We start from the raw sequence: 12,104 nt of genomic DNA on the forward strand, positions 1-12,104 counted from the left end.
GGGTGGCAGCGGCCTTGGGGGTCAGGCGGCAACGAGACGGCGGATCCGTTCCTCGACGGCCTGGACGACCCATCCCGCGACGCAGCCAAGCCCGGTCGCGCCGCCAAGCCGCGCGATCGAGGCCAGTTCCGGTTCGAGGTGAGCCGCAAAGAACGTGATCATACCGATGAAGTAGGCGAGCAGATTGCCCAGCACCGGCAGGCCGCGGGTCGCGATGACGACTGTCCCCACGGCGAGGACCACCAACGGAAACGCCATCCCGCCGAGGCTCGGCGCCAGCGCGCCGACCGCGATCGTCGCCAGGGCACCGAGGCCAAGCCCGAGCAAGATGCAGACGAAGCTTTGCACGCCTTCCCTGGCTGACGGACGGCGGGTGAAGTAGGCGACCCAGCCCATGAACATCGCCCAGGGCGGCAATGTCAGGAGGACGCTCGTGTTGGCCGCCACCGCCGCGACGATCGCAGCAGACAGGGTCAGAGCGACATAGAGCCCGATCCCGGTCTTCGGATCGGCCGACGAGGCGGGGACTGAATTTGCGTCATGCGCCATTGCTTCGCCTCCTTGCGCGCGGGCGTTCAGCACATGCCGCCATTGGCGCGCAGCGTCTGGCCGTTGATCCACGCACCTTCGGGACCGGCCAGGAAGGCAACGACACGCGCGATGTCTTCGGGCTGGCCGAGGCGCTCGAGCGGATTCATCTTGGCCATCCGGTCGATCAGCTCGGAACTCTTGCCCTGCAGAAAGAGAGCGGTGGCGACCGGCCCCGGCGCGACGGCATTCACGGTGATGCCGCGGCCGCGCATCTCCTGGGCGAGCACCTGGGTCAGCCCTTCGACGGCGGCCTTGGTGGCGATGTAGGGCCCATAGGTCGGCATGCGCATGCCGATCACGCTCGACGAGAAGTTGATGATCCGCCCGCCGTCGCGCAGGCGCCTGGCGGCCTCGCGGCATATGTTGAATGTGCCCTTGAGGTTGATGGCGATGATCTTCTCGAAATCGTCGTCCTCGAAGTCGGCCACAGGCTTGAGGGTCATGATGCCGGCGTTGTTCACCGCGACGTCGATGCCGCCGAAGGCGCGCTCGGCGGCATCGAACATGGCCGCCACCGCCTTGGGATCGGCAACGTTCGCCTTCACGACGATCGCTTCGCCACCGGCCGCCGTGATCTTGTCCGCGACCTCCTGCGCGGCATCGGCGCTGCCCGCATAGTTCACGACGATCTTGAAGCCGTCGGCCGCCAGACGATGGGCTATCGTCGCGCCGATGCCGCGCGACGAGCCCGTGATCAAAGCCGTTTTCCCTTCATTGCTCATGGAACTGCCTTTCCTGCTGGGGGGCGCTGTCTGCCCGAACTTCTAGGCGTGACAGTTGGATAACTGAAATGCATACTTGTCAGGCAAATCATGACTGAAAGTATGTCTTATGACCTTCGACAGTCGCTTGCTGAACGGGATCGGGGTCGTCTCCGCGGTCGTAGAGGCCGGCAGCTTTGCGCGGGCCGGGGAGGCTCTGGGATTGACTCAGCCCGCCGTGAGCCGGGCGGTGGCGCGATTGGAAGAGCGCGTGGGCATCCGCATCTTCAATCGAACGTCCCGGGCCATTTCGCTCACCGACGAAGGCCGCGAATATTACGAAGCCGTCGCGCCGCTACTCGCCGCGATCGAGGACGCAACCGTGAGCGCCGGAAAGACCAAGGCGCTGGTTCGCGGGCGGTTGCGCGTCAATGTCGACGGGGCGTTTGGGCATTTCGTGCTCATGCCGCGATTGGGGGAATTTCTCGATCGCTATCCCGAGCTCGCCATCGACGTCGCTGTTCGGGACTCGATGGGCGATCTTGTCGCCGACGGGTTCGACGTCGCCGTCCGCTTCGGCTTCCCCGAGCCTTCCGCGATCAGGGCCGAACTGCTGTTGGAGACCCGCGTGCTGACCTGCGCGTCGCCGGCCTATCTAACGCGTTTCGGCGAACCGACGCATCCGCGGGACCTGGAGAACGGACATCAATGCGTTCTCATCCGCGATCCGGCAACCGGCCGTCCTTTCGAGTGGGAATTCCAGCGCGCGGGAGACGTCATACCGTTTCGGGCGTCCGGCCGGCTTATGGTCTATGACACGGGCTCGCTGATCGCCGGCTGTGTTGGCGGGATCGGTATTGCGCAGCTGCTCGAACTCTATGCCAGCGAGATCCTGGCTGATGGAAGGCTCGTCCATCTGCTGCCGGACTGGTCGGAGGAGACCTTTCCCCTATACGCCTATCACCGCGCTTCGCACCTCGTCTCCGCGAAAGTGAGCGCATTTCTCGACTTCGTTCGCGAGCTGGTATCGGAGGAATAGTATATTGGCGAGCGGCCCACGACGATGAGCGCAGCTCGCCAACACGGCGCAGTCTGAAAACAGGAAGGGTCAGAGCGAGGTGCCGGCTCAAACGGTCGCGATCGTGATCCATGACGGTGTCCAGGCGCTGGACGTCGCCGGGCCGGTCGACGTGTTCAACGAGGCGAACATCTATCTCGACGACGCGAACCGCTACGAAACGGTGCTGATCGCGGCTGATCACGGCCCGCTGCGTGCGTCGAACGGCATGCGTCTGGTGGCTGATCTCACCTTCGAAGAGGCGACGGGCGGCTTCGATACCGTCTTGGTGGCCGGCGGTCCCGCCCTGCCGGAAGCGGCGCCCGATCCAGTCATCGTCGAATGGATCCAAGCCGCGCCCTGGCGCGCGAGCCTCTACGGCTCGATCTGCACCGGAGCGTTCCTGCTCGGCCATGCCGGCCTTCTGGATGGGCGACGGGTTACGACGCATTGGCAAAATGCGCAGGCGCTCGCGGCAAAGTTCCCGAAGGCCAGGGTAGAGCCGGATCTCATTTATGTCCGTGACGAGCGGCTCATCACCTCGGCCGGCGTGACGGCCGGGATCGACCTTGCCCTGGCACTGGTCGGACAGCGGCACGGAGCGGAGACGGCGCTCAAGGTCGCCAAGCGCCTGGTGGTGGTCGCGCAACGCCAGGGTGGGCAGTCGCAGTTCAGCCCCTATCTCACCGCTCCCGCCGATCCGGCCTCGCCGATTGCACGCATCCAGGACCACGTCATGGCCAATATCCGAAGCCGCCACACGCTGGAGGCGCTCGCCGCGTTGGTCGGCATGAGTCCGCGCACCCTCGCGCGGCATTTTGTCCAGGAGACGGGGATCACGCCGCACGAGTTCATCGAGCGCGCCCGCGTCGACGCTGCGCGCCGGATGCTCGAAGGGACCGACCAGCCGCTCAAGACCGTCGCCTATGATTGCGGCTTCGGCTCGGCCGACAGGATGCGCGCGATCTTCAACACTCGTCTCGGCGTGACCCCGGCCCAGTATCGCGCCAGCTTCCGGGCGCCCGACGCCCTGTAGTGCGGCACGCGGGCGCGGCATGAAGCCGTTTGTCAGGAAATGACGTGCGGCTGTCCTGATCTGCAGGATCATCCGCGTTGCCCGACCAAGGCTCCATTGCGAAATTCGGACGAACCGGTCCGAAGAACAGCTCTGGAGATACAATCCATGCGTCCACCCTTGCCCCCGTTCACCGAGGCGACCGCGATCGAGAAGGTCCGCATGGCGGAAGACGCCTGGAACAGCCGTGATCCGGCCACGGTCGCGCTCGCCTACACGCCCGACAGCCAGTGGCGGAACCGCGCGGAGTTCATCTCCGGCCGCCCGGAGATTGAAGCGTTCCTTACCCGCAAATGGGCAAGGGAGCTGGACTATCGGCTGATCAAGGAAGTCTGGGCGTTCCGGGACAACCGCATCGCGGTGCGCTTCGCCTATGAGTATCATGACGACAGCGGCACTTGGCTGCGCGCCTATGGCAACGAGAACTGGGAGTTCGATGCCGACGGGCTGATGCGCCGCCGCATCGCAAGCATCAACGAGCATCCGATCGCCGAGGCCGAGCGGAAGTTCCGATGGCCGCTCGGCCGCCGGCCCGACGATCATCCGGGCCTATCCGACCTCGATTTCTGACGGGGCGCAGGTTCCCCTTCATTCACAGACAGGAAGCAAACGATGAGCGACTCTCGTCCCCCCATGACTCATGCCTCCGGCGCCCCGGTGGCGGACAATCTCAACATCATGACCGCGGGCCCGCGTGGGCCGGCGCTGCTCCAGGACATCTGGCTGATCGAGAAGATGGCGCATTTCGATCGCGAGGTGATCCCCGAGCGGCGAATGCACGCCAAGGGCTGGGGCGCATACGGCACCTTCACGGTCACGCACGATATCACGCGCTACACCAAGGCGAAGATCTTCTCCGAAATCGGCAAGACGACGCCGATGTTCGCACGCTTCTCGACCGTTGCCGGCGAGCGGGGCGCGGCAGACGCGGAACGCGATATTCGAGGCTTCGCGGTCAAATTCTACACCGAGGAAGGCAATTGGGACCTGGTCGGCAACAACACGCCGGTATTCTTCTTCCGCGATCCGCTGCGCTTCCCCGATCTCAACCACGCGATCAAGCGCGATCCGCGCACTGGGCTGCGCTCGGCCGATAGCAATTGGGATTTCTGGTCGCTGCTGCCCGAGGCGCTGCACCAGGTGACGATCGTCATGTCGGATCGCGGAATTCCGAAGAGCTTCCGCCACATGCACGGCTTCGGCAGCCACACCTTCTCGATGATCAACGCCGCGAATGAGCGGGTCTGGGTCAAGTTCCATTTCCGCACCCGGCAGGGCATCGAGAACCTCAGCGACCAGGAAGCGGCTGCTCTGGTCGCGGACGATCGCGAAACGCATGGGCGCGATCTGCTCGAGGCCATCGATCGCGGCGACTTCCCGCGCTGGACGCTGTTCATTCAGGTGATGACCGAGGATCAGGCCAGGACCCACCGGCACAACCCCTTCGATCTGACCAAGGTCTGGCCGAAGGCGGACTATCCGCTGATCGAAGTCGGCGTGTTGGAATTAAACCGCTGGCCCGACAATTATTTCGCCGAGGTGGAGCAGGCCTCCTTCTCGCCGGCCAATGTCGTGCCGGGCATCGGCTTCTCGCCCGACCGGATGCTGCAGGCGCGCCTGTTCTCCTATGGCGACGCGGCGCGCTATCGACTGGGCATCAACCACCATCTCATCCCGGTCAACGCCCCCAGATGCCCGTTTCACAGCTATCATCGCGACGGCGCGATGCGCACCGACGGGAATCTCGGCGCGACGCCGAGCTACTGGCCCAACAGCAAGGGCGAGTGGATCGATCATGATCCCCGCCTCGCCGAGCCGCCGCTCGAGCTGACTGGCGCGGCCGACCACTGGGACCACCGCGTCGAGGACGATCATTATGAGCAGCCGGGAATCCTGTTCCGCAAGATGACGCCGGCACAACAGCAGCTTCTCTTCGAGAACACCGCCCGCGCGATGGGCGACGCGCGCCTCGAGGTGAAGCAGCGCCACGTCGCCAACTGTGCGAAGGCCGATCCCGCTTATGGTGAAGGTGTCGCCGAGGCGCTGGGACTTACGCCGACGGAGATCGCCGCAGAATAGCTCGCGGCAACCTCCCGAGCATCACGACCGCAGGACCTCGCGTGACGATTCGCGCCACGCCGAGGATTGCTCAACGAAGGAGATTCTTCATGTCCGAGATCATCGCCGGAATCCGCGTGCCCGACAGCGCGATTGCCCGTGCTGCCACCCATCTCGTCCGCGACACCGAGGACGACCTCCTCTACAATCACAGCCGCCGCGTCTTCTTCTGGGGCGCGCTCACCGGCGAGCGGCGCGGCCTCAAATACGATCCGGAGCTGCTCTATCTCGGCGCAATGTTCCACGACATGGGGCTGACCGACCGATATTCGAGCCCCGATTTGCGCTTCGAGGTCGACGGCGCCAATGCCGCGCGCGATTACATGACGAGCTATGGCGTGCCGGAGCGCGACGTCGAGGACGTCTGGACCGCGATCGCGCTGCACACCACGCCCGGCATCCCCGAGCATATGGGCCCGACCATCGCGCTCGTGACGGCTGGTGTCGAGATGGACGTGCTCGGCATCGCCTATCACGACTTCAAGCCCGATCAGCGGCATCATGTCTGCGACCATCATCCGCGCGAGGCGAACTTCAAGGAAGGCATTATCGATCACTTCGCCAAGGGCATCTTCAGGAAGCCCGAGACGACGTTCGGCAACGTCAAGGCGGACGTGCTCGCGCTGAAGGATCCCGAGCATTTCGTCCGCGGCAATTTCTGCTCTATCATACTCGGCTCCGCCTGGCCGAGCTGAGCCGGCTGCATCGCCGAGCAACACTGTTCATCGACCGGGCGGATCGATCGACAGACCCGCGGTCCGACGTTCCGCCAATACGTCGGTCAAGGCAGGAGCATCACAGTATGACGCAGCTAGACGGTATCGCGATCGTCGAGAATTTCTGGCGCGAGGTATGGCAGCAGCCGCAAAATCCCGACGCAATCGACTGCCTGGTTCATGAGGATTTCGTCATCACCTCCGGCGGCCGCGATATCGTCGGTCGCGAGGCGTTCAAGCTGTGGGTGAAGGACTTTCAAACGAGGGTCCACGGCTTCGAGTTCCACGTCGTGGAGACCTTCCAGAACCAGGACGGCAGCCGTGTCGCGTCGCGATGGCGGGTGACGGGACGCAACAATGGCTTGATGGGAACCGAGCCGAACGGCGCTCCCTTCGAAATGACCGGGACAGCCGTCTGGGAAGTGGGATCGGACGGCCTGCTGCGCCACAACTGGGTCGAGCGAAATGCCTTCGAAGTGCATGGCGCGATCACCCGCCAGGATGCTCGCGCCAACCAGTTCTGAGGGGAAAAGAGCAAGCCGGAGCTCCTGGGGGCAAGAAGAATGATTACGCTCATCAACGTCTTCACGATTGATCCTGCCAACCAACAACGCCTGGTCGACCTGCTCGCCCGTGCCACGGATGGATTCGTCTGCCGGGCTCCCGGCTTCATCTCTTCGACGCTGTATCGCACCCTCGATGGCGCGAAGGTCACGATGTACGCACAGTGGCGCAGCGTGGAGGACTATCAGGCCATGCGCGAAGATCCGGATCCATTGCCTCTTTTCAAAGAGGCGCTTGCCATCGCGCAGTTTGAGCCGGGACTGTACGATATCGTGCGGACCTTTTCGCCTAGAGACGGCGAAGCGTGCAATCGATGTGACATATCGCGATAACAGAATGGCGGATGCGCCCCCCTTCGAGTCGTTCAGCGCGATTTTCCCGAGGTTCCAGAGCGGAAGTTCGTATCGGTTAGAGGCGAGCGGCAGATAACGCCAAAACGGTCCCAGGCCGCCCTATTGTAACGCATGTGCGCACTCGGAGTCGCCCAGGCTAACGCGGTGGCCGCAGCATCGGCACGAGAGTCGGCGACGTACCGACCTGGATTGCGCCAAGCGGCTCGAAGCCGTGGCGCTGGTAGAACGGGATGTTGCGCGGGTTCGAGGATTCCAAATAGGCCGGCGCGTGATCGCGGTCGCACTGCGCGAGGGCGTACGCCATCAAGGCGTTGCCTTGACCCTCGCCCTGGTGCGCCGGATCAACGCCGATCATGGCAAGTACCAATGGGGTTCGGTCGGGTGGTACGCGGCCATCTGCTCGAATATGGGTGCGGCTTCTAGGGCGAGAGAGTGCTCAACCGTGCTCTCGATCACGGCGCCAAGCTCTTCCTCGTCCGGACGCACCCCGGGCGGCAGCCACAGCGCCGTCCCGGCATAGCCGTCGGTGCAAAAGGCGCTTCCATTGGAGAATGCCTTGCCCCCGAATGCGCGGGCCATTTGCGGAATGGCGGCAAGGTACTGGCGTGCGTGCGGCCACGTCCATCGCGCCATGGGGTCTGCCGCAAACGCAAGCGTGATTATGTCGACCGCCGAATCCTCATCGGCTGCGGCCATAACTGTTACCGTCGGGGATTTCATGCTGCACGCCAAGCGATGCATAAACGAAACACGAAATAGCTTTGTGATACATTTGTAAGACAATGTGCATGGCCGAGCGTCAATGCCGCAGGCTGGACATTAGGTAATTCCTGCGACAGGCTTTTATCGATCGGGCGGCGGCGGGCCGTGAAGGCGTAGCCCTGGCCCGGCGCCGGAGGAACGCTCGCTTCGGCGGAGCCAATATCTGCGCAAGGGATGATCGCCGCGTCGCCGGTGCGCTCCGATCCGTGGCCGCGCGGTTCCGCCCGGTCGGGCGCGGGAATCGCCGAAGCGGCGCTTCGTGCGGCGGACAGGGAATGCTCCCGACTCGGCCTGATCCCGATCTGTGTCTCCATTGTCGGCACGTCGCCGGCAGGGGAGCTCGACATGACGCCCACCAAGCTGCTGATCGGCCAGATCCTGGTCGTGTTCGCGATCGTGATCCTCGGCCTGTGGGCGGCGACCCAGTGGGCGGCGGCGATGCTGGGCTACCAGCCCGAGCTGGGTCTGCCCTGGTTCAGGCTCGGCGAGCTCCCGCTCTACCGGCCCTGGGAGCTGTTTCGCTGGTGGTACCATTATGAAGCCTATGCGCCGGAGGTCTTCGACAAGGCCGGCGCGCTCGCCGGAGCGAGCGGCTTTCTCGGCTGCGCCGCCGCCGTCGCGGGCTCGATCTGGCGGGCGCGCCAGGCTGGGCTCGTCACCACCTACGGCTCCGCCCGCTGGGCGACGCAAGGCGAGATCCGCCGGGCAGGGCTGTTCGGCGACGCGGGCGTCTTTCTGGGATCGTTGCGCGGCGCCTATCTGCGCCACGACGGCCCCGAGCATGTCCTGGCGTTCGCGCCCACCCGCAGTGGCAAGGGCGTCGGCCTGGTCGTGCCGACCCTGCTGTCATGGACCGGCTCCGCCGTGATCCACGACATCAAGGGCGAGAATTGGCAGCTGACAGCCGGCTGGCGCTCGCGTTTCTCGCATTGCCTTCTGTTCAACCCGACCGATCCGTGTTCGGCCCGCTACAATCCGCTGCTCGAGGTGCGGCGCGGCGTGCACGAGGTGCGCGACGTCCAGAACATCGCCGACATCCTCGTCGACCCGGAAGGTGCGCTCGAGCGGCGCAACCATTGGGAGAAGACCAGCCATTCGCTGCTGGTCGGCGCGATCCTCCATGTCCTTCACGCCGAGGAGGAGAAGACGCTCGCCCGGGTCGCGTCCTTCCTGTCGGATCCGCAGCGGAGCTTCGCCGCGACGCTGCGGGCGATGATGACCACCAACCATCTCGGCACCGAGGAGGCGCCCGAGGTCCACCCGGTGGTCGCCTCGGCGGCGCGCGAGCTCCTCGACAAGTCGGAGAACGAGCGCTCCGGCGTGCTGTCGACGGCCATGTCCTTCCTTGGCCTCTACCGGGATCCGACCGTCGCGGCGGTCACCTCGGCCTGCGACTGGCGCATCACCGATCTCGGTGAGGGCGAGCGGCCGGTGTCGCTTTACCTGGTGGTGCCGCCCTCGGACATCTCGCGCACCAAGCCGCTCGTCCGGCTGGTGCTGAACCAGATCGGCCGGCGGCTGACCGAGCGGCTCGACGACGCCGGGCGCCGCCGCCGCCTGCTGATGATGCTCGACGAGTTCCCGGCGCTGGGGCGGCTGGACTTTTTCGAGACCGCACTGGCCTTCATGGCCGGCTACGGCGTGCGCGCCTTCCTGATCGCCCAGTCCCTGAACCAGATCGTCAAGGCCTATGGCGAGAACAATGCGATCCTCGACAATTGCCATGTGCGGGTCGCGTTCGCGTCGAACGACGAGCGTACCGCGAGGCGCATCTCCGACGCGCTCGGGACGGCGACCGAGCAAAGGGCGATGCGCAACTATGCCGGCCACCGGCTCGCGCCCTGGCTTGCCCATGTCATGGTCAGCCGGCAGGAGACCTCACGGCCGCTGCTGACGCCGGGCGAGGTGATGCAGCTGTCGCCCGCCGAGGCGTTGGTGCTCGTCTCCGGGCTGCCACCGATCCGGGCGCTGAAGCTTCGCTATTATGAGGACGGCAACTTCACTGGCCGGGTGCTGCCGGCGCCGGTCCACGGCGAAGGCGAATATGCCGACTCGCCCCCGCGGCGCCCGCATGCCTGGGCGGGCGCCGTCCGTCTCCCCGACGCAAGGCTCGCGACAGCGCCGAGCGATCCTGGGGAGGGTGGGCTTCAGCAGGCGCGCCAGCCGGCGCTGCCGTCACGCCGGCGCCGCATGCCGGCGCCGGAGCAGCTCGAGCTGCCGGGTCCGGATGGCGAGCAGGACGATGCCGGGACGGATGTGGCGGCCGGACCGTGCCTCGGACCGCTGGTGGCGGCCCATGCCACGAACCAGGGCGCCCGCGGCGACGACCTCATGCCCAGCTTCTGAAATACCGTGCTCCGACCTGCCCTCTTGCCGCGCCTCCAGAAAGGGCGATGAGCTCGCCTTGCGACCTCATGCTGGCGGGCGATGGCAGGAGAACAGGATCCGAGCAGAAGGCGGCGATATCGTTGTGGTTCCGGAGGGTCGGATCGATGAAGCTGAGCCGCGGCTTCAGGCGGGGTCAGAATCTCCCGGCTGAACCACGTTCGGTCGCATCCCGGCGGCGCGCGAAAGCAGAGACGTGGGGACGGGCGGCATCGAGCGGCGCCGCCTGCGGCGTGAAACGCGTGCGCGGCGGCGCGAGGTGCTCGAGCGGATCGAGGACCGCCCCGCCCCGGCGGACCTCGAAATGGAGATGACTTCCGGTCGAGCGCCCGGTCGAACCCATATACCCGATCACCTGGCCTTCGGCGACAGGCTCGCCGGGTCGCACACCGATGCGGGACAGGTGGGCGTAGCGGGTCTGCAGACCATGCCCATGGTCGATCTCGACCATCCGGCCATAGTTTCCGGCAGTCCCGGCGCGGCGGACTAGGCCCGATTGTGCCGCCCGAACGGGCGTTCCGATCGGGCCCGGTATGTCGATGCCGGCATGAAGCCGCGTCCGCCCGCCCAGCGGATCGCGCCGCAGTCCGTAGTGCGAGCTTATCCGCGGCAGCGTTTCGGTTCGCGCCACCGCCTCGTCCTGCGCGGCGGGGTTTTCGGCCGGCGCTGCCCTCTCGGCCGACCCTGGGATCATCCGCGATCGGAACTCCGTCGCGCTCGGAAGCTCCGGCGCGCCCTGGGCCCAGGCCCAGTTCGCCTGCGAGCACAGGAGAAGGGCGGACAGGCACGACAGGCCGATACGGACAGGCATTAGCTTTCAGACGAGGCCGAGCGGCCAGACCCGCAGGCGGGCGGAGGAGAATTCCGCACGTCGCGTGAGATTTTTCGCATGCCGACTTTTTTGCTGCGGGCGCAGGCCGACTGCGCCGTCTCCCTCGCGAAACCCCACCGGATCGGAGGCCCCGTGATGAACGCAACCGAACGCAACATGCTCGACATGCTCAGGAAGGGCCGGGACGAATATGGTGTCGTGGCGGTCAAGGCCGAGTTCGAGGCGGAAGGCACACGACCCGACGAACTGCACCGGCTGCTCGAACTGGCGCATCGTGCCGATCTGAGGGTCGCGCTCAAGATCGGCGGCTGCGAGGCGGTCAGCGATCTGCTGGCAGCGAAGCTCTATGGCGCGGACTATCTGATCGCCCCGATGGTCGAGACGACCTACGCGCTCACCAAATATGTCGAGGCACGGACCAAGTCCTGGGGCGAGGAGGCCGCGGACGCGAAATTCCTCTACAACCTGGAGACGGTCACCGGGCTGGCCAATCTGCCCGAGATGCTGCCCATCGCAGCGGATCATCTGGACGGCATCGTCTTCGGCCGCGTGGACTTCACGCTTTCTAGTGGTCTGTCGCGCGCCGAGATCAATTCGCGCCAGGTCAGCGACGCGGTGCTGCGCGTGGCCCAGGCTTGCGCCGATCAGGATCTAGAACTGGTGGTCGGCGGCGGCGTCTCCGCCGAAGCCGGCTTTGCCTTGCGCGAATTCCGCGCGATCCGACTGGACCGGTTCGAAACTCGCAAGGTCGTCTTCGACGGCGCTGTGGCGGAAAGCCGGAATTTCGAGCAGGCGGTCGCCGAGGCCGCCGCCTTTGAGCTCGCCTGGCTGGAGAATAAGCGGGACTATTACGGCGCCATTGCCGGGGAAGATGCGAAGCGGATCGCCATGATCCGCGACCGCAGCCAATCGGCCGCCGCCGGGCGCGTCCCAAGCATGGCGGCGTGATC

The 12,104-nt window shown here is 65.6% G+C and carries 15 protein-coding genes; 9 read left to right on the forward strand and 6 right to left on the reverse strand.

Features of this window, described 5'->3' with window-relative positions:
• Positions 1-21: 21 nt before the first annotated feature.
• Positions 22-549: a DUF1097 domain-containing protein gene (locus tag EKM57_RS18340; RefSeq protein WP_129793978.1), complete on the reverse strand. Its 528-nt coding sequence runs from the start codon at positions 547-549 to the stop codon at positions 22-24.
• A 26-nt stretch (positions 550-575) separates the two neighbouring features.
• Positions 576-1,313: an SDR family oxidoreductase gene (locus EKM57_RS18345; protein ID WP_129793979.1), complete on the reverse strand. Its 738-nt coding sequence runs from the start codon at positions 1,311-1,313 to the stop codon at positions 576-578.
• A gap of 109 nt (positions 1,314-1,422) precedes the next feature.
• Between EKM57_RS18345 and EKM57_RS18350 the strand changes: the two genes are divergently transcribed.
• The 7 genes from EKM57_RS18350 to EKM57_RS18380 all read left to right on the forward strand — a co-directional run bounded on the left by EKM57_RS18350 (position 1,423) and on the right by EKM57_RS18380 (position 7,154).
• Entirely contained in the window at positions 1,423-2,331 is a 909-nt protein-coding gene (locus tag EKM57_RS18350; RefSeq protein WP_129793980.1) for a LysR family transcriptional regulator, read from the forward strand.
• A 79-nt stretch (positions 2,332-2,410) separates the two neighbouring features.
• Complete coding sequence (locus EKM57_RS18355; RefSeq protein WP_129793981.1) at positions 2,411-3,385, forward strand: GlxA family transcriptional regulator; 975 nt, start codon at positions 2,411-2,413, stop codon at positions 3,383-3,385.
• A gap of 147 nt (positions 3,386-3,532) precedes the next feature.
• The gene (locus EKM57_RS18360; protein ID WP_129793982.1) at positions 3,533-3,994 is read left to right on the forward strand and encodes a nuclear transport factor 2 family protein; all 462 of its coding nucleotides are present in this window, start codon (positions 3,533-3,535) and stop codon (positions 3,992-3,994) included.
• 42 nt (positions 3,995-4,036) lie between these two features.
• Positions 4,037-5,503: a catalase gene (locus EKM57_RS18365; protein WP_129793983.1), complete on the forward strand. Its 1,467-nt coding sequence runs from the start codon at positions 4,037-4,039 to the stop codon at positions 5,501-5,503.
• An 89-nt stretch (positions 5,504-5,592) separates the two neighbouring features.
• Positions 5,593-6,237 carry an HD domain-containing protein gene (locus EKM57_RS18370; protein ID WP_129793984.1) on the forward strand — a complete coding sequence of 215 codons (645 nt, stop codon included), beginning with the start codon at positions 5,593-5,595 and terminating at the stop codon, positions 6,235-6,237.
• A gap of 107 nt (positions 6,238-6,344) precedes the next feature.
• Positions 6,345-6,782, forward strand: coding sequence for an ester cyclase (locus EKM57_RS18375; RefSeq protein WP_129793985.1), 438 nt, complete (start codon positions 6,345-6,347; stop codon positions 6,780-6,782).
• 39 nt (positions 6,783-6,821) lie between these two features.
• A complete protein-coding gene (locus EKM57_RS18380; protein ID WP_129793986.1) occupies positions 6,822-7,154 on the forward strand; it encodes an antibiotic biosynthesis monooxygenase in 333 nt (110 codons plus the stop codon).
• A gap of 157 nt (positions 7,155-7,311) precedes the next feature.
• Here EKM57_RS18380 and EKM57_RS22310 read toward each other — a convergent pair whose 3' ends face one another.
• From EKM57_RS22310 to EKM57_RS18390, 3 genes are read right to left on the reverse strand one after another with little or no spacing between them, the layout of a single operon-like run.
• Positions 7,312-7,530 carry a GNAT family N-acetyltransferase gene (locus EKM57_RS22310; RefSeq protein ID WP_206185492.1) on the reverse strand — a complete coding sequence of 73 codons (219 nt, stop codon included), beginning with the start codon at positions 7,528-7,530 and terminating at the stop codon, positions 7,312-7,314.
• Entirely contained in the window at positions 7,527-7,895 is a 369-nt protein-coding gene (locus tag EKM57_RS22315) for a hypothetical protein (RefSeq protein ID WP_206185493.1), read from the reverse strand. The genes EKM57_RS22310 and EKM57_RS22315 overlap by 4 nt, the downstream gene beginning before the upstream one ends.
• On the reverse strand, positions 7,892-8,251 hold the full coding sequence (locus EKM57_RS18390) for a hypothetical protein (protein WP_129793987.1): 360 nt from the start codon (positions 8,249-8,251) through the stop codon (positions 7,892-7,894). Before EKM57_RS18390 ends, EKM57_RS22315 begins: the two co-directional genes overlap by 4 nt.
• A 31-nt stretch (positions 8,252-8,282) precedes the next feature.
• On the opposite strand from EKM57_RS18390, the gene EKM57_RS18395 reads away from it, so the two are divergent.
• A complete protein-coding gene (locus EKM57_RS18395) occupies positions 8,283-10,283 on the forward strand; it encodes a conjugal transfer protein TraG (protein WP_129793988.1) in 2,001 nt (666 codons plus the stop codon).
• Positions 10,284-10,458: 175 nt separating this feature from the next.
• Here EKM57_RS18395 and EKM57_RS18400 read toward each other — a convergent pair whose 3' ends face one another.
• Complete coding sequence (locus EKM57_RS18400) at positions 10,459-11,133, reverse strand: M23 family metallopeptidase (RefSeq protein ID WP_243451133.1); 675 nt, start codon at positions 11,131-11,133, stop codon at positions 10,459-10,461.
• Positions 11,134-11,289: 156 nt separating this feature from the next.
• Here EKM57_RS18400 and EKM57_RS18405 point away from each other — a divergent pair, with 156 nt between their 5' ends.
• A complete protein-coding gene (locus tag EKM57_RS18405) occupies positions 11,290-12,102 on the forward strand; it encodes an aldolase/citrate lyase family protein (protein WP_243451134.1) in 813 nt (270 codons plus the stop codon).
• Positions 12,103-12,104: the final 2 nt, after the last annotated feature.

The sequence above is a fragment of the Sphingosinicella sp. CPCC 101087 genome (assembly GCF_004151485.1).
Lineage (GTDB): Bacteria > Pseudomonadota > Alphaproteobacteria > Sphingomonadales > Sphingomonadaceae > Allosphingosinicella.